Genomic DNA, 22,360 nt, shown 5'->3' on the forward strand with positions numbered 1-22,360 from the left:
ATGTTGTCTTTATGAATATTTGCCTTCTAATTACAATCAAACTATAGATTTAGACTTTGTTTTTCACCCAACAAGAATCGAACAGAAGAAGCTATTTTTGATGATATTTTACTGTATTTTTGTAGTATGCATATAGAAAGTTTACAAAATCCGAAAATAAAAAATCTTCTCAAACTACAAGAAAAATCCAGGGAAAGAAAAAAACAGAATACCTTTGTAGTAGAAGGATTACAAGAAAATCGCTTGGCGATAGAAGGTGGTTTTCGGGCGTTGGAATTTTATATTTGCGAGGATATTTTTGATGATAATCTTCCGTTAGAAAACGGAAAGATCTACAAAGTGAATAAACCCGTCTTTGAAAAAATTGCATACAGAAAAACAACGGGCGGAATTGTAGGCGTTTATGCGACAAAAGAAAACAATTTATCGGGGGTAGAACTACCAGAAAATGCCTTGATTTTGGTTCTAGAAGCAGTCGAAAAACCCGGGAATTTAGGTGCAATTTTACGTACAGCCGATGGCGCAAAAGTGGATGCAGTGATTGTTTGCGACGAAACGGTTGATTTCTACAATCCGAATGTGATACGTTCTTCGGTCGGAACTTTGTTTACCAACCAAATCGCTTCGGGCAGCAAAGAAGAAGTTTTAAATTTCCTGAAAAACAATAACATACAGATCGTTTCTACCTTTTTGCGAGACAATACCAAAAGTTTGTATGAGATGGATTTCAGCTCTTCTTCGGCGATTGTTTTGGGAACCGAAGCCACTGGGTTGTCTGATTTTTGGGCTGATGAATCGGATGTGTTGATCAAAATCCCGATGCTGGGCAAGGTCGATTCGCTCAATGTGAGCAATGCAGCTGCGATTTGTGTTTATGAAGCGGTGAGACAAAGACTTTAGTACTATAATTATTTGTCTTCTCATCCAATTAGGCTATTGTTTTATCCTTTTCATCTTTTATTTTTAAGTTAGCTCCTATCAAACATTGTTTAAACCATAATTAGTAATATTTTACTTGCATTCAGTAAAAAAAATACCAGGAACGAAAAAAGTTATTAGTTTTTTTGAGTATATTAAAAATCATTAAACCATAAGAAAAACATTTTTATTATTTATGATGTTTATTGCAACATCTTTATTATTAAACTCTTGCTCAAATGATGAGTTTGAATTAGAAAACCTTGAGAGTAATAAAAAATTAAGTTTAAAAGATTTTCAGATTATGAAAAAAGTGATTCTGAAAAGTTCTTTTTAAAAAACACTAAAACTTTAGATTATTCTGATTTAGTTTTAAAAAACTCTGAACTATTGAATAGACAAGATGTCCAAGAAAAAATTCGAATTAGATTTAGATGGTCTGGATTAGGAGGAAATGCTGGTTGTGAATTTCCATTGGGAAAATGTGTAACAATCGGTGTTGAACAATCAGAAATTTCCATGTTAGATTCCAACGCTTCAATTTACAAAGTGGATGACAAATTGGCTATAGTACCAGAAACGATAGATAATGGATTGACAAGTGATAATTAATTACCAATCTATTCAGATGTATATGTTAATGATAGTTTAACAATTAAAGCTGGGATTTACAAGGCATTTTATGATGAAATTAATGATCAATATACTATTATTGTAGATACAGAATAATTTAATTTAAAAACGACAATTCTTTTTAGAATTATCGTTTCTTTTTTATATGAAAAAAATAATCCTTTTTTTAATAGTTACGCTGACAATTTTCTCATGCAATAAAATGCTTTCTGATTTGTATGGCGTTAGAGAAATTAACGTGTTTGATGAATCGGAAGTTGAGGCATTTCATCAAAAAATAGAACATCCAACCATCAATCTCATTCTTGATTCTATAGATTTCTATGAATTATCGAAAATAGAAACAAATGAACTGAGAACGAACGACCTTACTCAACCAATACAAATTTTATATTTTGAAGAAAATAAATTATCATCCTTTCATGCAAATTGTTATGCAAAAGCAAAGTTGAATGGGTTTTTAGATTGGAATACAAACAATAGATTTGACACTTTTATTCCACAATCTGCTATAAATCCTGCTAATTTTGAAATCGAATGGAATCATTATTCTAAAAAAATACCAAAATTAAATTCCGACAAAAAATATAAAGTACTTATTCTTTGGACCTTGATGTTAGAAAAACAATCAAACGAAGCTATAAACACTGTTACCCAGAATTTGAATAAGTTTAACAAACAAGATTCTATCAATTTATATTTAATCAATATAGACAAAGCATTTATAACAGCTAAATAACTTCAACTAAAAATTTCTTGTAAAACCTCTAAAGATTTAGGTTGGAAAAAATTGGGCAGATGAATTTGATAATACTTCATCAACAAATGCAGCAATTCTCTTCTTTGTGATTGATTAAAGGCTGACGATTGTTTTTCTCTAAAATCCAATTGCAACAAGGCTTTCCAGAGCTGAGTCTGAGTCTGAGTAAGATGCTCTACATGAACAGATTCTGAAGTGAAAACACCGTTTTCTAAATCGAAATAATCTTGCTCCATTGCATCAATATTCGGAAAAAAGCCAAGAAACTTAGTCAGTTGCATCAAAAACCAAAGATGAAAATCTGCGTAATTTTTTTCTCGTTCATCAAACCGAATTAAATTTTCTTCTAAATATCGGTACAATAAAGTATTGCTTTCTTCTTCTTTGAGAACCATTTGCATCACCTCTGCTAGAAACATAACCATTGCCGATTTAACAGGATTTACGTGTATCGTATGAAAATAATTGGCAGCAGATAATTGTTTGGCATTCACCAAAGTAGAGTTGTTTTTTAGTCTAAAAAAAACTTCTACCGAAGCCAAAGGAAAATACAAAGCGGCTGATTTGTTCTTGGCAAAAGCATTGCCTACGATAAAAGAACGCAACCCAAATTCTTGTGTATAAATGCGCAAAATAAGTCTTGTGTCACCATATTTCACAGCCGAAAGTACAAAACCACGTGTTGTAATATCCATCTGAAGAAAGAGCTACAATTATCTGATAACAGCGATTTTGAGGGTTTTCGTTTCGGTTCCGTCTTGGTTCGACATCAAAACCAAATATACACCCGAAGCCACTTCTTTACCTTTCATGTTTTTGGTATCCCATTCGGCGATACCTCCCGATGCTTTTGTCTGATAAATAAGATTCCCGGCAACATCGGTGATTTTTACAGAAGCTCGATTTGGCAAACCTTTGATCGTAACTCTCCCTCTAAATCCTGGTCGAACCGGGTTGGGATACGCATACGAATTTTCGAATTTTCCACTCGCTGTACCCACATCTCCACGATACGCAACAACTCCTTTTTCGGTAGCAAAATAAACGTATCCCGTTGCAGGATCAACATCTATATCGTAAATAATATCCGACGGAAGAGCTGAGTTTTTTTTGTTGAATTGTAGAATGGTTTCCTCACCGGTATCCGAAAAGTAAAATGCACCCGATGAAAGGGTACCAACCCATTTTCTATTCGACTGATCTACTTTGATTGTATTGATACCGACATCGGTTAATAAAGCTTCATAAATACCGTTTTGTTCAATGACAATTGGTTCTGCAGAATAGACTTCATTATTGTTATGCTTGATGAGCGTTCGTAAACCTCGATCGGTACCAATCCATAAAGTGCCAAAATTATCTAAGCCAAGCGCCAAAACATTGCTAGAAGGCAAACCTTCGTTTATGCCCAATCTTGTCCATTTCAGCTCATTATCACCATTGTTTTTGAGTTCTTTCTTGGGCACAATGATAAGCCCCCCTAAACGTGCACCTGGTATGTAAACATTGTCTTCATCTAGCGTTGGTTTACCAGATGATATTTTTTCTGTTTCTGCCTGATTTACTATTCGACCTTTTTTCCATGGACCTTTTTTTCCTTCTCTTTTATAGAGATATATTTCATTGTCTTTTTTACCCACAAACGAGCTTGTAACATACAAATTCTCTTCTTCATCGTAGGTAGCACCACCTATTCTAGTGAGTGACTCGAAGTTGTTTGTAAGATCTACAATATTATTCTTACTATCAACAATTTCTACTTCTAGACCTCCTAATGGCGTAACAAAATCGTTGGATACATCGTGCCAAGAAGAAATAAAGAAGTTTTGATCATTTTCTGGGTTTACTGCCACATGAACAATATCCATGGCTCCATACAAATCCTTACTCGCATCAAAATGAATCCAGTTTTCACCATTAAAATACGACATCCCTTCTTGATTTTTCAAGGGCGTATTGTAGGATTCCATTCCGCCGGGCGAAACCCATACTTTGGTATTGAGTGCTGTTACAGACCAAGAGCGATTGGTGTAGGGTCCATCGGGATAAATTCCGATCTTTTCATCTTCAGGAACCTTCTGATTAGAACTAAAATCAATCAAACCATTTTTATGAGAGCCCCCATAATATTTATCATTATGAAAAATACCCGACAAGTAGGTGTCATTTTCTAGCGAAAAAGTGCTTGTAAAGGCTCCATCCTGATAAAATTCTACTCCATCCTTATGCGTAATCGATAAAACATCTTGGTTACTTTCGAAATCGAGGATTGTTCCTTTCATTGTATCAATTGCTGCTGTTAATTGATTTCCTTCTATTTTTTTTAGATATTTATCATCGCTCACATACACCTCATTTTGGTACACCACCATTTTATGAAAATTTGGTCCGCTTACAATTTTTTTCCAACGTGCATCCAACACATTCGGATAATTTACTCCATTAACCAGTTTTGAGTGATAAAGCCCCTCGGAAGTCGCTACATACAAATCTTCGCCCAACACCGCCGAGCTACGAGCAAACTCATTAACGTTCAACTTATTGAAGAATGTAGTTTCTATAAACTCTTCGCGGTTCAATGAAAAGCTAGCTATACCGAAATCTCCGGTTATCATTGCTTTATCGTCGTAAATAAAAATATCTTTTACCGCCTTAGAACCCTGAAAAGAATTCCAAGGAATATCGAGAATAAACTTCGGCTTTCCTTCTCGTAATATATCGAGTGAACCCGATTCATATCCAATCAAAAGTACATGAGAAACTTGATCATATTCTATACTCGATATCCCCACATCACTCAGTAGATTGGCTTTGCTAAACTTCTCTACTTTCGATGTATCTTCAGGATCGACAACAAAAATGCCGTTCTCTGAAGCGCAATACAACAAATTATCTATTTGTTTGATATCGACAACTTTTCTGTATGAAAATAAATCTATCCAACGCGTTTGCATTGTTTGAGCGGATAAACAAAATGGAGTTAATAGTAAAAAACTGAAAATTTTCATCATCATATAACAAATGTACTTGTTATTCTCGATAACGAAAGAATTGGAAAAGAATTATTAAATAAGTTCGAAAAATTTACCAGGTAAAGGTTTCACGAGCTGTTTCAGTTCTAAGTCGAGCAGTATTGGTAATAATTGATAAGTATATTGGTTGGATAAATCGGCCAACTGATCGATATGTAGTTTTTGATTTTTCTGTAATAATTGAACGATTTTTTGTTCATTTTCGGTTAAATCCACAAACATTTCGACTTGCTTTGTTTTATTATCTTTGGATTGGATATTCAAATGATACAGTAAATCTTGTGTATTTTCTATGAGATACGCCTGATGTGTTTTGATCAAATGGTTGTTCCCTCGACTCATTTTATCCGAATTTCGTCCGGGCAAAGCAAAAACATCTCGATTATATTCATTGGCAAACTTTGCTGTTACCAATGCTCCGCCAGAATAGCTAGATTCTACGATAATTGTCGTCGGAGAAAGTCCAGCAATGATCCGATTTCTCTGCAAAAAACATTCAGGAATCAATGCATGCTGAGAAGAATATTCGCTAATCAACCCACCATTTTCTAGCATTTCTTGTGCTTCTTTTTTATGTTTTGCTGGATATACTTTGTTCAGATGATGCGCCAAAACACCCCACGTCGGTAGACCCAAACTCAGTGCAGCACGATGCGCCTGAATATCGCAGCCGTAGGCCAAACCACTCACAATACAAATCGGATAATCGCGTAAATCTGCGACGAGTTCTTGTATAAACTTGGCACCATATGCAGTCATTTTCCTTGATCCAACGATAGAAATATTCAGCTCACTTTTGAAGTTTATATTACCCTTATAATACAGAATTAAGGGAGCATCGATACATTGTTTCAGATAAAAGGGATAAGCATCATCAAAAAAAGAAAGGATTTTGATTTGATTTTGTTCGCAAAAAAGTATCTCGTTTTCGGCCATCGTTAAGATTTCATCGCGCCCAATATCCATCAGATTGGTTAGAGGTATTTTGGTTTTCTCTTGTAGAGTAGATAACTTTTCTTGCCATACCATTTTTGCAAGCCCAAAGCTGTGCAGCAATTGCTTGGTGTACTTGGGTCCTAAGCCTTTACAAAAACTTAGCGCAATTTGGTATTTCAAATCATTTATCATAATTTTAAAGATAAGGAAAATCTTCTTATTTTTGTGAATATTTTTTTATACTAAAAAATGCGTCATTAAGATGATCATCATATGAAAATAGAACAACTTATACATGAATTATTATACGAACACAATTGTGTAATTGTTCCTGATTTCGGGGCTTTTATTACACAGACTTATTCGGCAAAGAAAGATAAGGAAGCCCAAAACTTTCTCCCGCCAAGTAAGACAGTTTCATTTAATGCTTCTCTACAAAAGCAAGATGGGTTACTTATCAACGCCTTGATGAGAGAACAAAGCATGTCGCAAGAAAAAGCTCTAGAAACAATTCAGAATCAGGTGCGTTTTTGGCAAGAACATTTGCAAGCAGGTAAAGAGCTTTCGCTTATTCGTTTGGGAAAACTACAACAAAATGTCGAAGGTAATTTGGTTTTCACCCCCGAAGACACTAATTTCTTATTAAGTAGTTTTGGGTTACCTGCCGTTCATGCTCCGTATGTTCTACAAACCGAAATAGAAAAAGAAAAACCGAATCGTTATGCTGGTTTGTTGGCTGCTGCTTCTTTTCTACCTATTCTGATAGGAGGTTTTTTATACTTCAATACGCCTCAGCCTGTCAAAGCATTTGTGGATGAACAATGGAGTGGAATTGTTTTGCCAATGTTCGGTAAAGAAAAAGTTAACCACAAAGTAATTCATCCTACCGAAAAAAGCATTCATCATTTGCCAAATATCATGGCAGAAGAAACGACCCTTGTGGCAAGTAATACGACAAAAAACAACGAAACAGTTGTGGTGAAAACCAAAGAAACAACCGGGAAATACCAAGTAGTCGCTGGCTCTTATAAAAGGCTAGATGAAGCACAAGAAGCAATTGAGAAACTGCATAAAAAAGGATTCGACAAAGCTGGCATGGTGTACAAAAAAGGTAGTTTCTTTTATGTAAACTACATGACTTTCGAAACCGAACAAGGAGCAAGAGCATACCTTAACTGGATTCATGAACAGAATAAAGATGCATGGATTAGAAAAAACTAAACCTTCATTTTTCATAAAAATTTAAGACCTTTGTTAACCTATAACAAAGGTCTTTTTTTATGTTAAAATCTAAAACAGCCAAAGAATCATTAGCAATCATGACTAATTTGGTTCTTCCAAGTGAAATTAACGCTCTCAACAATATGTTTGGAGGCGAACTACTCGCGCGTATGGATAGGATTTCTTCTATCGCTGCAAGAACACATGCAGGCAGCTACCAAGTAGTAACCGCTAGTGTGAACCACGTTTCTTTCGATAGACCAATTCCGCTCGGGAGCACGGTTCGTTTAGAAGCAAAAGTTACACGTTCTTTTTCTACTTCTATGGAGGTCTATGTCGATGTGTATTTGTACGATTATAAAAACTCTTGTTATGAGAAAACCAATAACGGAATTTACACTTTCGTTGCGGTAGACGAAAACAACAAACCGACACGTGTACCCGAATTAATTCCAGAAACCGAACAAGAAATCGAACGTTACGAAGCTGCTTTGCGTAGGAAACAATTGAGTTTGGTATTGGGCGGAAGAATGAAACCAGAAGAGGCTCATGAGCTAAAAGCTCTTTTCTCATAAACTTTTGTAAGGAAAAACACATTAAAATGAAAATACTTTTACAACTTGCTCTATTCGCATCTCCTTTTATTGTTTTTGCACAATATACTTCACCAAATTCTGGAGTTGTTTTGCACCTACAAGACATTGCCAATGCGGATAATACGACAATTTCTGTAGATAATGATAACCCAAACACCTATTATATTCATAAAAACATTACGATTTCTGCCAACGATAAGTTGGTGATCGATAAGGATTATTGGGTGTATATCTCAGACGAAGTTTTACTCAACATCGAAGGAACAATAGAAGCCATTGCCCCCAACCGTGCAAATTTCACAGTACAAAATCCTGAAACAGAATCCTATCAAGGTATACGGTTGGATGAATTTTCCACCGCAACATTCAAAAACATTTCATTCAGTTATGGTGGTGGTATTCGTGCACTAAGCGGACATTTTTTGGCCGAAAATTGTTCATTTTCTTATATGCACGACAAAGGTATTTCTACAGGAGGAGCAATATCTTTCTCGCGCGGTACCCCGAAAGTTATCAACAGTCAATTTCTTCATAACGAAACACCTGCTGTTGGCTCTGCTGCTAACTCAAAAGTCGGCTTGATTTTCGAGAATAATTATCTAGAAAACAACAATACCAAAAATACCAACCGTCCACAAATAAATATGGGTCCGAGTGGAGAAAATCAACAAATTATTATTAAAAACAACACAATAATTGGTAACCGAGACAATACCAGAGTTGGCGGAATTGCTGTAGCAAGTTTGGTTGGGCTCGATAGCTTTGCAATTATCGATGGGAATATTGTGAAAGATAACCGATACGGAATCACACTAGTTGGTCCAAAGTCGGGTGGTGATATTCTGAATAATCAACTCATCAACAACAACTCAGAAAACTTACCTATGCAAGGCGGAAGTGGTATCTCTATCACACAACCTGGTAATGTTTTGGGGGATAAAATCAGAATACTCGATAACCATATCGAGAATAATTTATGGGGCATTACGCTTATCGGTGAAGCTACGAATATTTTTATGGGCGATGCTACCACTCCTGGAAATAATTTTTTCTACGAAAACGGAAACAACGGAGAAACTTTTGCTTTGTACAACAATTCTCCCAACGAAGTTATTGCACAAGGAAATTGCTGGATAGCTCCTTCGACAACCGATTTGTCGGCGATAGAAAACGTAATTTTTCATCGAGTAGATAATCCATCTTTGGGGCTTGTAGATTATAGCAACCCTGCATGTACGATGAGTGTAAATGATCAAGAACAAGCGATAGTTTCTATTTATCCGAACCCAGTAGAGGATTTCCTTTTTTGGCAATCGAATCACCTGATCCAAAAAGTAGAAGTCTTTTCGATAAATGGAGAAAAGCAAATGCAGCTTTCACCCCAAAAAACTGCAATTTATATGAAACACTTAAGCAAGGGTGTTTATATCGTTCAATTCACAACCCAAAATGGAGAAATTACCCGTAAGAAAATAATCAAAAAGTAAAGTAATTGTTTACTGCATAAAACAAAAAAACGCTTTATTTGATAAAGCGTTTTTTTGTTTAATCTTTCAATCCTTTAAAAATATATTGTAACAATGGATTAATGGAAGGATTTTCTTCGTGATGCTTGAAGATTTTGGTATAATATTTCGGAGGATTTATCATGTTTCGCGCAATCAACTCATCAATCGTATCGATATATTCTACCGATGTTTTCCCGATTAATAGATTATTGATAGGACGACCCGAGTCCATAAAACTTAAAATTGTTTTAAGACCTTTTAGATATAAAGCATCTTTGGTAAAACCTCCTCCGCGATAGACACGTGCCGTAAGATAATAGGCATTATGAGGCTCCATTTTATATTTTTCTACCATTAACTGAAAGGTCTCTGAGAATGTATTTCCAGAGGTCATATATTTCACAGCCAAAACGCGTAAACCCAACTCTCGCAAACGATCGATATTCATACTGTTCGAATAATACTCGGATAAAATAGCCAATCCTTCCTGAGTTAATGTATTGACAGGTAATCCAATACTGAAAATTTTCAGTGGTTGATCGGCTGCATTCATCGTTGTTACCATGTGTACACCAATTTCATGTTCGATCAAGCCTTTGGTGAAGCGTTTATTGAATCGGACTCCTTTTTTGATGATTACTTTTTTCTGGCTATTGATAACTAAAGCTTTCGATGCAATGTGATCGGACACTTCTATTGTGAAATCGAAACCATATTCTTTGGTAGCATTCTCAAATAACTGAACCACTTCTTTTTCTGTATAATCGTCTACTTTATCGGGCCTGAAATCTGGACAATACAGTATGAAATTCGCATTGTCTATATCTTTCTGATTGGGTTCACCGAAATAGCGTAAAGAATTGTATAGAAACTTTTCTGATCCGATGTTGGCTAACATATCTACCTTATCCATATATGCACTAATGGTATCGATATACATTTTTTGGATGCTACTATCGTCTATTCGCTCTACATTAATCGAGGTTAATTTACGTTTAAATTCTAAAGGATTCAGATTGATTGGATGGTATTTGAACTGGGGCTCATAATTATATTTAGAAGCAAAAAATTTCATTTTTTCGAACTCTAAATTCATTGGATTGATTACTGAAAGCAACTCGAAATTATTCACCAAACTGAATAGTTTTTTATCTACTTTTATCAAATCCGATTCTAATTCATTATGTAGAATATTGAATTGTTTAGAAATTTTATAGGTAGTTTCTTTTTTAACGAAAGAAAATGCATGGTTTACAATTGCATTTTTGAAGCCTTCTCTAATTAAGAATATAATTTCTGGAAAGGATTCTCCTGTCAATTCGTCGCAATATATTTTAGAAACTTCGGTGGCTAAGACCAACGTGTTGTCGAAGTTTTCTGTAAGATATTTTAATAGATAGCCACGACCATAAAATACATCATTTATAGCCGTATCATTTTCGATTTCTCCCAATTGAATTTCACTCAACTCTCTGGCCCAAGAATCAACATAAACATCATATTTTTGATGGTTTATCAATTCTGATCCAATGTTAAAAACCGGAACTTTTCGATTCCATCTTTTCCAATTGTACGAATGAATATCGTACACCAAACACGCATTGAATTTCTTTTCTAACTTTTCGATCAAGGCATGAACAACGCGGTAAAAATTATGATGCTTGTCTAGGCTTCTTTGTTTTTCTTCTTCGGTTAAAGGAACTTTCCAGCATTGTTTACCCCAAGCTTCTTCATACACTGCTGTATTGGGATCGCGGTTCAAATCATATTCGAAACGCGAGTCATTTCCTTGAATCACAATCGGGAATTGGGCAATAAACTCTGCTGTATGGGGATCTTCTTCGTACCAACGCTCGTAATCACTTAGCGATGTTTTCTCAAGTAACTCGAGACGCATCAAATGTCCGTTATGGATTGCCGCACAGACATACGGTATATATTCGTCTATCTTCAAACGAAAAGAATCATCTTCGGCCATGACGTCGAAAACTTCTTCCGCCCGAATTTTTTCGATTATTTTATCGACACTTAATTTTTTCATCTCTTCAACTCTTCATATTTATCAACAATCATCCCGATGATTTGTTTCTGTATTTCGGTATTGTTATTGGCTTTATTGTGCGGATAAACGCCTCCCGGACTCATTACATTGAGTTCGACCATTTTATTATTGATAATATCAATACCGCAAATATACAAGCCATCTTTCACTAATTGTTTCCCGAGTTTACGGCAAAGTTTTAGCTCGGTTTCGGTCAACTCATGTTTCACGGAATCTCCTCCTGCACTGATATTAGAGCGGTGATCTCCTTCGGCCGGAATTCTTTTTATCGCACCAATAGGTTCACCATTGACCACGATAGCACGAATATCGCCTTTTTCTGCTCCTTCGATATAATTTTGAACAATAATTGGTTTCTTTTTGCCTTCTGCATTGATGTAGAAATCTGCAATTGCCGACACATTGTTCAGTTGACTGCGCTCTAGAAGTATCACACCCTTACCGCCCATTCCATCTAATGGTTTGATGATAAATTTCTGAAAATCGTTCTCTTCTATGAATTTTTTTATCAGGGGAACTTCTGATGTAATCAAGGTTTGCGGCACAATTTCATCTGTTCCGTCGTCGAAAAATGCAGCATAGATTTTGTTATTAGCTTTGCGTAAACCAGAAATTCGATTAACAAAAAAAACCTCGTCTTCTATTAGTTCTAAGATATTGAGCAACATATTGTCTACAGGCGGATCGGCACGCATGAAGATGATATCAAATGTTTTGAGCTCTTGTGTAGAATACTCAAACTGCATCTGATCGTAGAATGCAACACAATCTTCACCTACTACTTGCGGTATAAGTTTTTGGCATTGCCCCAATACTTTTCCTTTTTGTAAAGTCACTCCCGATTTGGTAACCAAGGACACTTCATAACCGCACTCTATGCACTCTTTTATCAGTCGAATTGTGGTATCTTTTCCTGGAACAATTTTATCCCAAGGATACATCACGAAGCAAATTTTCATATATCCATTAATAGTTTTAAGTGCTTGCAATTTATAGAAAACAATTCGATAAAAAAATCTATTTTTATTAAGAAAAAAAATTACAAATTCTATCCCTAAATCTATCCTCATCAAGTAGATAATGCAAGATCTATAAACAAGAAACGGAGTGTGCTTTTATATCGACAATTAACGCAAAATCTTATTTCTAGAAATAATTTTTAAGCTAGAAATACAATGATAGAATAAGTATAAAGGAAATCTAATCCTTTTCTTACGTACCATCTTATCTGCGTTACAATTGGTTCATTGCCTGTTGCAATTCTTGATCGTCGGCCTGAATGGTGTAATATTTTGCAATATTTCCTTCTCGATTGAGCAACAAATAACGTGGCACCCAGTTGAGGTCGATATAGTTATTGAACGGATTTTCCCAACCACTGCTAAACCAATAATGATCTCCTTGCAAAGCATATTTATCTATTGCTTTTTCCCAAGCTTTTTGGGTTTTATCCAAGGAAAAGAAAATAAATTTCACTTTCGGATTTTTTTGTTGTAAGGTTTTGAGTTTCGGAAATCCGACCAAACAATCCTTGCACCAACTTGCCCAAAAATACAAAACCACAACTTCGCCTCGCTGTTCTTGGAGAATAGATTGCAAAGAGACATCATCTAAGGCTCTATTTTTCACGGTTTGGTGAAGAACATCTTCGGTAAAAATCTTTTTATCGGTCTGCGGTATTTTCTGTCCAAACATAATTCCGCTCCAAATAAAGAGCATGAAAAAGTAAAAAGAAATTAGTTTATTCATGATATGTAAATTGTCAAAAACTACACCAATTTATCAAAATTAACTTTCGTTCGACTAGAAAATAAATAGAATACATTATTTTTGTGGTATGCAGAAATTTTTAATTGTGGGCCTTGGGAATATAGGCGACAAATACGAGAATACTCGTCATAATATAGGTTTCAAGGTAGTAGAGGAAATTGCCAAACGTAACGATACTAAATTTTCCTCGTCTAATTTTGGTGAGATTGCACAATTTAAATACAAAGGACGTCCTGTAACTTTACTCAAACCCAACACCTATATGAATCTTAGTGGAGATGCTGTACGCTTTTGGATGCAGAAAGAAAATATCGATCTACCTCAACTACTCATCGTTACCGATGATCTGAATTTGGATTTCGGGACCTTGCGCATGCGTGGAAAAGGAAGCGACGGCGGACATAATGGGTTGAAAGACATACAAAATAAATTACAAAACACCAATTATCCACGTTTACGCTTTGGGGTCGGAAATGATTTTTTAAAAGGACAACAAGTCGATTATGTTTTGGGAGATTGGACAATAGAAGAAAACAAAATCTTACAAGACCGACTCGATATGGCAGCCGAAGCTGCTTTGGCTTTTGTCTTTCATGGATTAGCAAACGCAATGAATCTATACAATGGTAAATAAAATGAACTTTTTTTTCGGACTTATCTTATTGGTTTTCACCTTAGGAAGTTGTGGTCATCAACAAACCCTAAAAAAATTAGACCATATAGAAGCAACTCTTTATACGAAAGACATTAATACTACAGATAAGATAAACTTTGATCACCCAGATATTATTCTTCTCGATGTTCGTACTCCCGAAGAGTTTGCACAGGGTCATATAAAAGGTGCGATCAATATCGATTTGCAAGCAGAAGATTTTGCACAAGATATTGTACGATTAGACCCCAAGAAAACCTATTATATTTATTGCCGATCTGGTGCTAGAGCTCGGATTGCAAAAGACGCCATGGATGTAGCAAATATAAAAAATCATATCCTTTCCGTAACGGAATTACCGATTACGAAGGGCAATTGCTGAAAGGAGGTTTGGATGAAAATCAGGCAAAAAAAGAAACTTTATTTCAAAAACGTAAGAAAAAATAATAATAAGCTGATGGAAAGTGGTTTTCGGCCCGAAATATTACAAGCAATGGTCTCACAGACAATGCCTTTTGGTCGATACCAAGGAAGGTTATTATGCGATTTACCCATTTCTTATCTCGAATGGTTTGCTAGCCATGGCGGATTCCCCAAAGGAAAACTGGGTGAAATCTTGGCGACAGTTTATGAAATAAAAGTTAATGGATTAGAACAAATAATACAACAATTGAAACAAATGTATCCTAAAAAATAAAGTTTATTTATAGAGATTACTTCCGTCTAGGTATTCCCATACTTTAGGAGGAAGCATTGGTTTAATGTTCTTATTGTGCTTCACAGCATTACGAATAAACGTTGATGAAATCTCCATCAATGGAGCTTCTACGATAGTAATTTTGGCGTCGAAATCGGCTAAAATCTCACCCGGGCGTGGATACACATACATCGAATAATCCCGTAAAAGAATATCTGCATTCTTCCATTTTGGTAAGCTTATCAACACATCAGACCCCATAATCAGCGAAAAATCATACCGAGGATATTTCTCTTTTAGGTGCGTCAAGGTGTCAATCGTGTACGATGGCCGAGGTAAATGAAACTCATCACTACAAGCACGAAGATTTGGGTAATCTTGTATCGCCAACTCAACCATCTCTAGACGATTATATTCGTTGGCTAAGGATTTTTTTTCTTTGAATGGATTTTGAGGACTTACCACAAACCAAACTTGCTCTAAATCTGAAAATTGCTGAAAGTGATTCGCAATTATCAAATGACCTATATGAATCGGATTGAACGACCCAAAGAACAAACCAACTTTCATTTCTATTTTTTTTATCCAACTAACTCTATTATTTAAGCTGCAAACTGTCCTTGAAATAAGAAGAGGAGCATTTCTAAATTTCGGTAGGTTGCGCCACAGAGCACTTTCTTTCGGTAGGATGAATTGAGTTACTATATATATCTTTTATCATAAAAAATCATCCACAAAGAAAGTGGTTATTATTCTATTTTTTCCTGAAATAAATCTCAATCGGTACGCCCGAAAAATCAAACGATTTACGCAGCTGATTTTCTATAAATCGCTTGTATGGTTCGCGTATATATTGTGGTAAATTGGCGAAAAAAGCAAACTGAGGTGTTCGCGTTGGCAATTGCGTAACATATTTTATTTTGATATATTTCCCCTTGTAAGCTGGTGGCGGTGTAATCTCGATCAATGGCAACATCAACTCGTTTAGTTTACTTGTTTTGATTCGTCGATTACGGTTCTCATTAACCTGCATAAACACTTCGATTGCTTTATGAATACGTTGCTTGTTGAGTGCAGAAATAAACAAAATTGGGACATCCGTAAAAGGAGCTATTTTGGTTTTAATCATCTTCTCGAAATCACGCATTGTATTGGTTTGCTTCTCAACTAAGTCCCACTTATTCACCAAAATCACCACACCTTTCCGGTTGCGTTCTGCCAAATAGAGAATGTTAAGATCTTGTGCTTCTAAGCCTCTCGACCCATCGACAACTAATACACAAACATCGCATTCTTCTATCGTACGAATCGCTCGCATAACCGAATAAAACTCTAAGTCTTCGGCAACTTTTCCTTTTTTTCGCATCCCAGCCGTATCAACCAATACAAACTTATGCCCGAATTTATTGTAGAGCGTTTCGATAGAATCTCGAGTAGTCCCAGCAACGTCGGTTACGATATTTCTTTCTTCACCCAAGAGAGCATTGATCAAAGTCGATTTCCCAGCATTTGGACGACCTACAATTGCAATACGTGGTAAACCTTCGAATTTATCCTCAAATTCTTTGGTCTCGAAAGAGTCTACTACCTCATCGAGTAAATCTCCTGTCCCACTCCCGCTAATAGCAGCAATGGTAAATATTTTATCGAATCCTAAAGTATAAAACTCATAAGAGTCGTCTAAATTTTTATTCGTGTCGACTTTATTAACGACTAAAAACGTTTTCTTTTTAGCCTTGCGCAAAAGGTGAGAAACCTCTTTATCCATATCGGTTAACCCAACTTGGTTATCGACCATAAAAAGGATAACATTGGCTTCGTCTACGGCCAACTCTACCTGTTTACGGATTTCTTCTTCGAAGGTGTCTTCTGATCCCACAACATAACCTCCGGTATCGATTACGGTAAACTCTACTCCGTTCCAATCCGATTTGCCATAATGGCGATCGCGTGTTACGCCTGATACATCATCAACAATGGCTTGGCGTTTTTGTACCAACCGATTAAAAAAGGTAGATTTCCCTACATTGGGTCTTCCTACTATAGCAACAATATTCGACATGCTACAAAGGTAAGTCATTCGCCTCTAATATCGAGAATGCATTTTGTGTATTTTGTGTTTTTTTATATTTTTTTATTAGTAGATTAGTTCTTTATAAAGAAAATTCTTCTTTTGCACTCTCCCTTTAGGTTCTCTTTTCATCCTACCGAAAACATCTTCTATCATTGATCAACCACAACACTTAACATTTGATAATCAATCACAAAACAAATAAAACATGTGAATATATCATACCGAAATATTCCTCTTTTGTATTGTAAAAAACGTACATTTGCCTTCTTATTATTTTTTTCCACATGTCGAGCATCATCCTCTTATTTTTATGTTTATTGATTGGCGTTATTATTAAAAAATTTCCTCAATTCCCATACAATACTCATGTGGTACTGAACCAGTTTGTTCTGTTTATTTCTTTGCCTTCGATGGCCTTGTATTATTTACCCGAAGTGAAATTGGGTTGGGATTTGCTCTTCCCGGCGGGTGTAGCTTGGTTGGCTTTTGCAATGGCTTTTGGTTTTTTTTATGGGTTAGGAAAATGGCTCGGATGGTCGAAAGCCTTGATTGGATGTCTGATTCTTACAGCAGGCTTAGGCAACACTTCCTTTGTCGGAATCCCTGTTATACAAGCAATGTATGGCGACGAAGGAATAAAAACCTTGATTATCATCGACCTCCCAGGCACCTTTGTGGTGTTGAGTACTTTAGGAATTATTACGGCTACGATTTTTTCGCGTGGCGAAAATAATTTGGGTGCTTTGGTCGGAAAAGTTTTCAAATTTCCGGCGTTTATTGCCTTTCTAATCGGAATAACGATGGCTGCCTTCGGGTGGCATTTCCCTGTCGAACTGAAAGACGTTTTCGGGAAGTTAGCAGTTACAGTTTCGCCTTTGGCTCTCGTTTCGGTTGGTTATCAACTAAATATTGATAAACGAAGTAAACACTGGAATTTTTTGATTTTGGGTCTCCTCTATCAATTGATATTCTTACCAATCGTTATTTTTGTGCTCTATGTTTTGATTTTCAAACAATCGGGTTTACCGATCAAAGTGTCGATAATCGAAGCGGCCATGGCGCCGATGGTCACTGCTGCAATTATTGCCGGACAATATGGGCTGAAACCTAAATTATCGAATATGATGGTCGGAATCGGTATCCCGATTTCCTTTATTACGCTCACAATTTGGTACTTTTTCTTAGAATGGTATTTCGCCTAAATATTATTTTCTTTTGGATTTAGACGACCCCAACCAACTAAATAACATCAACAAAACCACGGCCATAATCAATAACCAATAATATTGACTTAAATAACTGTACAATTGTTGATTGACGATTTGTTGCGACTCTGCGGCAATGCTTATCATATTTTTGTACTTTAATAAACAGCAGGTGCACTTCCTCCTGCCGAAAAAAACATTATTACTGTAAGCAAGATATTACATATTCGTTTTTGGATTGGGATAGAATAAAAAAATCATCGCTCAGAAAAAAGAGTTTCTAAACTTCGTATCTTTTGCTATGACAATATTGTATCTTTGTGCCAATATTTCATTTTATGTCAAATACAAACAGATATACCATTACGGCGGCATTACCTTACGCCAATGGTCCTTTACACATCGGTCATATGGCTGGCGTTTATGTGCCTTCTGATATTTTTGCACGCTACCTTAGAAGAAAAGGGAAAGATGTTGCATTTATTGGCGGATCAGACGAACACGGAATACCGATTACGATTCGTGCCAAAAACGAAGGCGTTACCCCACAAGATATTGTCGATAAATACCACGAAAACATCAAAAACACCTTAGAAAGTTTTGGGGTTACTTTTGATGTTTATTCGCGTACAACTTCTGCTAAACACCGAGAAGTAGCGCAAGATTTTTTCAAGACATTGTACCAAAACAGCAAATTTACTGAAGAAGTTACCGAACAATATTATGACGAAGAAGCCAAAGAATTTTTGGCAGATCGCTACATACGTGGCGAATGTCCGAAATGCGGTAATCCGGATGCTTATGGTGATCAGTGCGAAAAGTGTGGTTCTACCTTGAGTCCAGAAGAATTAATCAATCCTCGTTCTGCTTTATCAGGAAATACACCAATCAAGAGAGAAACCAAAAACTGGTACCTTCCCTTGGATCAATACCAAGATTTTCTGAAAGATTGGATCTTGCTAGGACACAAAGAAGATTGGAAATCGAATGTGTACGGACAAGTGAAATCTTGGTTGGATGACGGACTGAAACCGCGTGCCATGACACGTGATCTGAATTGGGGAATCCCAGTACCAATCGATGGAACCGAAGGAAAAGTAATGTATGTTTGGTTCGACGCGCCGATTGGTTACATTTCGTTTACCCAAGAATGGGCCGAAAAAAACGGAAAAGATTGGAAAGATTATTGGCAAAACCCAGAAACCAAATTGGTGCATTTTATCGGGAAAGATAATATCGTTTTCCATTGTATCGTTTTCCCGTCTATGCTAAAAGCGCATGGCGAGTATATTTTGCCCGACAATGTGCCGGCCAACGAGTTCCTTAACTTAGAAGATGACAAGATATCAACTTCGAGAAATTGGGCTGTTTGGGCGCATGAATATTTAGAAGACTTCCCGAATCAGCAAGATGCTTTGCGTTTTGTGCTTACATCGAATATGCCCGAAAACAAAGACAACAATTTTACTTGGAAAGATTTTCAGACCAAAAACAACTCAGAATTGGTGGGCATTTTAGGAAACTTCATCAACCGTGTTATGGTATTGACCCATAAATATTACGATGGAATAATTCCTACCAAAACTTCAAGCTTTGATGAGGTTCTTCAGATAAAAGAGTATGCAAAACGCATAGGAGAACACATCGAGCATTATGAATTCCGCGCGGCCTTGCACGAATATATGAATTTGGCGCGTTTAGGAAATCAGTTTCTACAAGCACAAGAACCATGGAAGAAAGCTAATGATCCCGAAGCTGTGAAAAACATCATGTATGCAGCCAACCAGATTGCAGTAGCTTTGGCTCAATTAGCAGAGCCTTTCTTGCCTTTTTCTTCGACCAAAATGTTGGATATGATGAAAGTCGAACTAAAAAACTGGGACGATTTAATTGCCACGGATGAATGGATAGAGAGTGGGCATCAATTAGGAGAAACCACACTGATATTCAACAAAATAGAAGACGAATCAATACAAGTACAACTAGATAAATTAAATCATAGCAAAACAAAAAATAGCATGACAAACCCCAATGCCGAACCACAGAAAGAAATGATTTCTTTTGATGATTTTCAGAAAATGGATCTTCGTGTAGGAACTATTTTAGAAGCTAAAAAAGTAGAAAAAGCTGATAAGTTATTCGAACTAAAAGTTGATACTGGACTAGATGTTCGAACAATTGTATCTGGAATTGCAGAGCATTTTACGTTAGAAGAAATCGTTGGGAAACAAGCGACGGTTTTAGTTAATTTGGCACCTCGAAAAATTAGAGGAATCGAATCGAACGGAATGCTTTTATTTGCTGACAAAGCTGATGGTAAATTAACCTTTGTTCACCCAGAAGAGAAAACACCTAATGGTGTACAAATCGGATAAACAAAGTATTCTATAAAAAAACAGAAGGTCGAATTCAAATGAATTCGACCTTTGTATTTTAAAATAATTTCTATCGATTAAATTATTTGAAATTTGGTTTTCTTTTTTCGATAAAAGCAGTTGTTCCTTCCTTAAAATCTTCTTGATCAAAAAGATAACCAAAGCTCTTAATCTCAGTTTCGAAACCATATTCTTTATCCGAATCATTGACAGCTTTGATGGCTTTTGCAATGGCTACCGAAGAGTTTTTAGTAATTTTTTCTGCAATCTCTTTGCAGCGAGGCAGTAGGTTTTCTAAGTCTACAACCTCATTTACCAACCCAATTTCTAAGGCACGTTCTGCCGAGAACATTTCAGCTGTCATAATCGCTTGCATCGCACGTCCTTTCCCGATAAGTTTAGGTAAACGTTGCGTTCCACCATATCCTGGAATCAAACCTAAGGTAACCTCTGGCAAGCCCATTTTGGCATTCGTAGAAGCAATTCTGAAATGTGAGGCCATCGATAACTCTAGCCCTCCTCCCAAAGCAAAACCATTTACAGCGGCGATCACTGGTTTGCAAGAATTTTCTACTTTATTGAAAACATTTACTTGACCTTCAGCTGCCAAACGTTCACCTTGCTCTCCATTAAAAGAAGCAAACTCTTTGATATCTGCACCTGCCACAAAAGATTTTTCGCCAGCCCCGGTTAAGATAATTACTCGGATTGCTTTATCTTCTTGTGCCACAGTGATAAAATGTGACAACTCGTCTAACAATGCTTTATTGAGTGCATTGAGTGCTTGTGGTCGGTTGAGCGTAACCAAGGCAATCCCGTCGGTTACTTCTACCAATAAATTATTGTATTCCATTCCTTTATGCTTTAGTTTTAAACTTATTAAGAGTTGTTTTTGTAAAGTCAGACAAGACTAATTTACCGCTCATTGCAGCTCTTTCTTGCATGACTTCGGGCCAATCTTCGGTATCTTTCCAGAAGACTTGTTTTAGGTTTCTCATGGCTTCGAGGCTGTATTTTGATAATTGTTCAGAAAACTCCTCTACCCTATCTATGCATTGTGCTTCTGTCTCCATCACCTCAGAAAAGAATCCTTTCTCTTTTGCCCAAAAAGGATCCTTCCATTCTACTGGGTTCAAGGTCATTTCTGCAAAAGCATTCAGCCCAATTTTTCTGGTAATCGCAGGTTCTATCACAAAAGGACCAATACCAATCGATAGTTCGCTAAGGCGTAAAAAAGCCGATTCGTCTGCAATGGCATAGTCACAAGCAGAAACCAATCCTACTCCTCCTCCGACTACTTTTCCGGTGATTGCCCCGACAATGAATTTAGGACAAGCTCTCATCGCTAAAATAACGCGAGAGAAACCCGAAAAAAATTTTTTACCTGTTTCGAAATCTTCAATCGTTAATAATTCATCGAAAGAAGCACCGGCAGAGAAAACTCGGTTTCCTTTACTACGAAGTGTAATCACCTTCACCTGGTCATTGTTTCCCAATTCTTCTAGCACTTCGATCATGCGTTCGAGTTGTTCGGTCGGAAATGAATTACTTTTTTCTTGATAAAATTCGATATGAGCTATTTGATTCTCAATGTGATAGTTAACGTATTGTTCCATGAAATATTAAAACTTCTGTTTGATATTGTATTTATTAGACTCTATAAAAATAGGAAAAATCTTTCACTTGAGTTTTTTCTTCATGACAGCATTCTTCTACATTTTTAGATAAAAAAAAATAAAACTATTGTTATAAACATACCAATAAACCACTACCTATAAAAGATTTACGCAATAAAAATTTCTATCAAGCAAATTAAATAAAAGACTAAAAATCAATATAGTAACTATAGGTTTTATCCTGTCCATATGCTAAAGCTTAAAAAAATATTTGCACATTAACGAAATAATGTTTTAGATTTGTG

Annotated in this window: 22 protein-coding genes; 11 read left to right on the top strand and 11 right to left on the bottom strand. The window is 36.2% G+C overall.

The window, feature by feature from the left end; all coding sequences use genetic code 11:
- Positions 1-126: 126 nt before the first annotated feature.
- The 3 genes from HMPREF2660_RS02780 to HMPREF2660_RS02790 all read left to right on the top strand — a co-directional run bounded on the left by HMPREF2660_RS02780 (position 127) and on the right by HMPREF2660_RS02790 (position 2,290).
- Positions 127-900 (top strand): TrmH family RNA methyltransferase, encoded by a 774-nt coding sequence (locus HMPREF2660_RS02780; protein WP_013598007.1) that lies wholly within the window; start codon positions 127-129, stop codon positions 898-900.
- Between the two features lie 408 nt (positions 901-1,308).
- Positions 1,309-1,530, top strand: a complete 222-nt coding sequence (locus HMPREF2660_RS02785; RefSeq protein WP_070485558.1) for a hypothetical protein — start codon at positions 1,309-1,311, stop codon at positions 1,528-1,530.
- Between the two features lie 166 nt (positions 1,531-1,696).
- Positions 1,697-2,290, top strand: coding sequence for a hypothetical protein (locus HMPREF2660_RS02790; protein WP_141743535.1), 594 nt, complete (start codon positions 1,697-1,699; stop codon positions 2,288-2,290).
- A gap of 2 nt (positions 2,291-2,292) precedes the next feature.
- Here HMPREF2660_RS02790 and recO read toward each other — a convergent pair whose 3' ends face one another.
- Genes recO through dprA form a run of 3 tightly spaced genes read right to left on the bottom strand, consistent with a single transcriptional unit; the run spans position 2,293 to position 6,471 of the window.
- A complete protein-coding gene (gene recO / locus HMPREF2660_RS02795; protein ID WP_070485560.1) occupies positions 2,293-3,006 on the bottom strand; it encodes a DNA repair protein RecO in 714 nt (237 codons plus the stop codon).
- Positions 3,007-3,024: 18 nt separating this feature from the next.
- Positions 3,025-5,325 (bottom strand): type IX secretion system anionic LPS delivery protein PorZ, encoded by a 2,301-nt coding sequence (locus tag HMPREF2660_RS02800; RefSeq protein WP_083299045.1) that lies wholly within the window; start codon positions 5,323-5,325, stop codon positions 3,025-3,027.
- A 51-nt stretch (positions 5,326-5,376) separates the two neighbouring features.
- On the bottom strand, positions 5,377-6,471 hold the full coding sequence (gene dprA, locus HMPREF2660_RS02805) for a DNA-processing protein DprA (RefSeq protein WP_013598013.1): 1,095 nt from the start codon (positions 6,469-6,471) through the stop codon (positions 5,377-5,379).
- 81 nt (positions 6,472-6,552) lie between these two features.
- On the opposite strand from dprA, the gene HMPREF2660_RS02810 reads away from it, so the two are divergent.
- Genes HMPREF2660_RS02810 through HMPREF2660_RS02820 form a run of 3 tightly spaced genes read left to right on the top strand, consistent with a single transcriptional unit; the run spans position 6,553 to position 9,583 of the window.
- Positions 6,553-7,500, top strand: a complete 948-nt coding sequence (locus tag HMPREF2660_RS02810; protein ID WP_070485562.1) for an HU domain-containing protein — start codon at positions 6,553-6,555, stop codon at positions 7,498-7,500.
- 59 nt (positions 7,501-7,559) lie between these two features.
- Positions 7,560-8,075, top strand: a complete 516-nt coding sequence (locus HMPREF2660_RS02815) for an acyl-CoA thioesterase (RefSeq protein ID WP_070485563.1) — start codon at positions 7,560-7,562, stop codon at positions 8,073-8,075.
- 26 nt (positions 8,076-8,101) lie between these two features.
- Positions 8,102-9,583 (top strand): T9SS type A sorting domain-containing protein, encoded by a 1,482-nt coding sequence (locus HMPREF2660_RS02820; protein WP_070485564.1) that lies wholly within the window; start codon positions 8,102-8,104, stop codon positions 9,581-9,583.
- A gap of 58 nt (positions 9,584-9,641) precedes the next feature.
- Here HMPREF2660_RS02820 and HMPREF2660_RS02825 read toward each other — a convergent pair whose 3' ends face one another.
- The 3 genes from HMPREF2660_RS02825 to HMPREF2660_RS02835 form a co-directional block, all read right to left on the bottom strand.
- Positions 9,642-11,645 (bottom strand): flavohemoglobin expression-modulating QEGLA motif protein, encoded by a 2,004-nt coding sequence (locus HMPREF2660_RS02825; RefSeq protein ID WP_070485565.1) that lies wholly within the window; start codon positions 11,643-11,645, stop codon positions 9,642-9,644.
- Positions 11,642-12,625: an ATP-grasp domain-containing protein gene (locus HMPREF2660_RS02830; protein ID WP_041942277.1), complete on the bottom strand. Its 984-nt coding sequence runs from the start codon at positions 12,623-12,625 to the stop codon at positions 11,642-11,644. Before HMPREF2660_RS02830 ends, HMPREF2660_RS02825 begins: the two co-directional genes overlap by 4 nt.
- A gap of 274 nt (positions 12,626-12,899) precedes the next feature.
- On the bottom strand, positions 12,900-13,415 hold the full coding sequence (locus tag HMPREF2660_RS02835; protein ID WP_070485566.1) for a TlpA family protein disulfide reductase: 516 nt from the start codon (positions 13,413-13,415) through the stop codon (positions 12,900-12,902).
- 88 nt (positions 13,416-13,503) lie between these two features.
- Between HMPREF2660_RS02835 and pth the strand changes: the two genes are divergently transcribed.
- The 3 genes from pth to HMPREF2660_RS02850 are packed head-to-tail and all read left to right on the top strand — an operon-like array spanning position 13,504 to position 14,785.
- Complete coding sequence (gene pth, locus HMPREF2660_RS02840) at positions 13,504-14,070, top strand: aminoacyl-tRNA hydrolase (RefSeq protein ID WP_070485567.1); 567 nt, start codon at positions 13,504-13,506, stop codon at positions 14,068-14,070.
- Between the two features lies 1 nt (position 14,071).
- Positions 14,072-14,470, top strand: a complete 399-nt coding sequence (locus HMPREF2660_RS02845) for a rhodanese-like domain-containing protein (RefSeq protein ID WP_070485568.1) — start codon at positions 14,072-14,074, stop codon at positions 14,468-14,470.
- A 12-nt stretch (positions 14,471-14,482) separates the two neighbouring features.
- Positions 14,483-14,785 (top strand): DUF3820 family protein, encoded by a 303-nt coding sequence (locus HMPREF2660_RS02850; RefSeq protein WP_317039357.1) that lies wholly within the window; start codon positions 14,483-14,485, stop codon positions 14,783-14,785.
- 3 nt (positions 14,786-14,788) lie between these two features.
- Here HMPREF2660_RS02850 and nadD read toward each other — a convergent pair whose 3' ends face one another.
- Together nadD and der are read right to left on the bottom strand one after the other, a co-directional pair.
- Positions 14,789-15,355, bottom strand: a complete 567-nt coding sequence (gene nadD, locus HMPREF2660_RS02855; protein ID WP_013598023.1) for a nicotinate (nicotinamide) nucleotide adenylyltransferase — start codon at positions 15,353-15,355, stop codon at positions 14,789-14,791.
- Between the two features lie 184 nt (positions 15,356-15,539).
- The gene (gene der, locus HMPREF2660_RS02860; protein WP_013598024.1) at positions 15,540-16,847 is read right to left on the bottom strand and encodes a ribosome biogenesis GTPase Der; all 1,308 of its coding nucleotides are present in this window, start codon (positions 16,845-16,847) and stop codon (positions 15,540-15,542) included.
- Positions 16,848-17,143: 296 nt separating this feature from the next.
- Here der and HMPREF2660_RS02865 point away from each other — a divergent pair, with 296 nt between their 5' ends.
- Positions 17,144-18,061 carry an AEC family transporter gene (locus tag HMPREF2660_RS02865; RefSeq protein WP_070485569.1) on the top strand — a complete coding sequence of 306 codons (918 nt, stop codon included), beginning with the start codon at positions 17,144-17,146 and terminating at the stop codon, positions 18,059-18,061.
- Between the two features lie 3 nt (positions 18,062-18,064).
- On the opposite strand, the gene HMPREF2660_RS10960 is transcribed toward HMPREF2660_RS02865, so the two are convergent.
- A complete protein-coding gene (locus HMPREF2660_RS10960) occupies positions 18,065-18,211 on the bottom strand; it encodes a hypothetical protein (protein WP_168160783.1) in 147 nt (48 codons plus the stop codon).
- Between the two features lie 191 nt (positions 18,212-18,402).
- Between HMPREF2660_RS10960 and metG the strand changes: the two genes are divergently transcribed.
- The gene (gene metG, locus HMPREF2660_RS02870; RefSeq protein ID WP_070485570.1) at positions 18,403-20,439 is read left to right on the top strand and encodes a methionine--tRNA ligase; all 2,037 of its coding nucleotides are present in this window, start codon (positions 18,403-18,405) and stop codon (positions 20,437-20,439) included.
- An 82-nt stretch (positions 20,440-20,521) separates the two neighbouring features.
- On the opposite strand, the gene HMPREF2660_RS02875 is transcribed toward metG, so the two are convergent.
- Together HMPREF2660_RS02875 and HMPREF2660_RS02880 are read right to left on the bottom strand one after the other, a co-directional pair.
- Positions 20,522-21,292, bottom strand: a complete 771-nt coding sequence (locus HMPREF2660_RS02875) for an enoyl-CoA hydratase/isomerase family protein (protein ID WP_013598027.1) — start codon at positions 21,290-21,292, stop codon at positions 20,522-20,524.
- A gap of 4 nt (positions 21,293-21,296) precedes the next feature.
- Entirely contained in the window at positions 21,297-22,055 is a 759-nt protein-coding gene (locus HMPREF2660_RS02880; protein WP_070485571.1) for an enoyl-CoA hydratase/isomerase family protein, read from the bottom strand.
- Between the last annotated feature and the right edge of the window lie 305 nt (positions 22,056-22,360).

The organism is Weeksella sp. HMSC059D05 (genome assembly GCF_001809725.1).
Classification (GTDB): domain Bacteria; phylum Bacteroidota; class Bacteroidia; order Flavobacteriales; family Weeksellaceae; genus Weeksella; species Weeksella virosa.

Excerpts from the sequence above, each read along its gene's own strand:
- HMPREF2660_RS02830 (WP_041942277.1), bottom strand. The coding sequence starts at position 12,625 with ATGAAAATTTGCTTCGTGATGTATCCTTGGGATAAAATTGTTCCAGGA.
- dprA (WP_013598013.1), bottom strand. The coding sequence starts at position 6,471 with ATGATAAATGATTTGAAATACCAAATTGCGCTAAGTTTTTGTAAAGGC.
- HMPREF2660_RS02800 (WP_083299045.1), bottom strand. The coding sequence starts at position 5,325 with ATGATGATGAAAATTTTCAGTTTTTTACTATTAACTCCATTTTGTTTA.
- HMPREF2660_RS02820 (WP_070485564.1), top strand. The coding sequence starts at position 8,102 with ATGAAAATACTTTTACAACTTGCTCTATTCGCATCTCCTTTTATTGTT.
- HMPREF2660_RS02810 (WP_070485562.1), top strand. The coding sequence starts at position 6,553 with ATGAAAATAGAACAACTTATACATGAATTATTATACGAACACAATTGT.
- HMPREF2660_RS02780 (WP_013598007.1), top strand. The coding sequence starts at position 127 with ATGCATATAGAAAGTTTACAAAATCCGAAAATAAAAAATCTTCTCAAA.
- HMPREF2660_RS02875 (WP_013598027.1), bottom strand. The coding sequence starts at position 21,292 with ATGGAATACAATAATTTATTGGTAGAAGTAACCGACGGGATTGCCTTG.
- HMPREF2660_RS10960 (WP_168160783.1), bottom strand. The coding sequence starts at position 18,211 with ATGATAAGCATTGCCGCAGAGTCGCAACAAATCGTCAATCAACAATTG.
- HMPREF2660_RS02880 (WP_070485571.1), bottom strand. The coding sequence starts at position 22,055 with ATGGAACAATACGTTAACTATCACATTGAGAATCAAATAGCTCATATC.
- HMPREF2660_RS02815 (WP_070485563.1), top strand. The coding sequence starts at position 7,560 with ATGTTAAAATCTAAAACAGCCAAAGAATCATTAGCAATCATGACTAAT.
- recO (WP_070485560.1), bottom strand. The coding sequence starts at position 3,006 with ATGGATATTACAACACGTGGTTTTGTACTTTCGGCTGTGAAATATGGT.
- nadD (WP_013598023.1), bottom strand. The coding sequence starts at position 15,355 with ATGAAAGTTGGTTTGTTCTTTGGGTCGTTCAATCCGATTCATATAGGT.
- HMPREF2660_RS02865 (WP_070485569.1), top strand. The coding sequence starts at position 17,144 with ATGTCGAGCATCATCCTCTTATTTTTATGTTTATTGATTGGCGTTATT.
- der (WP_013598024.1), bottom strand. The coding sequence starts at position 16,847 with ATGTCGAATATTGTTGCTATAGTAGGAAGACCCAATGTAGGGAAATCT.
- metG (WP_070485570.1), top strand. The coding sequence starts at position 18,403 with ATGTCAAATACAAACAGATATACCATTACGGCGGCATTACCTTACGCC.
- HMPREF2660_RS02850 (WP_317039357.1), top strand. The coding sequence starts at position 14,483 with ATGAAAATCAGGCAAAAAAAGAAACTTTATTTCAAAAACGTAAGAAAA.
- HMPREF2660_RS02825 (WP_070485565.1), bottom strand. The coding sequence starts at position 11,645 with ATGAAAAAATTAAGTGTCGATAAAATAATCGAAAAAATTCGGGCGGAA.
- HMPREF2660_RS02790 (WP_141743535.1), top strand. The coding sequence starts at position 1,697 with ATGAAAAAAATAATCCTTTTTTTAATAGTTACGCTGACAATTTTCTCA.
- HMPREF2660_RS02845 (WP_070485568.1), top strand. The coding sequence starts at position 14,072 with ATGAACTTTTTTTTCGGACTTATCTTATTGGTTTTCACCTTAGGAAGT.
- HMPREF2660_RS02835 (WP_070485566.1), bottom strand. The coding sequence starts at position 13,415 with ATGAATAAACTAATTTCTTTTTACTTTTTCATGCTCTTTATTTGGAGC.
- pth (WP_070485567.1), top strand. The coding sequence starts at position 13,504 with ATGCAGAAATTTTTAATTGTGGGCCTTGGGAATATAGGCGACAAATAC.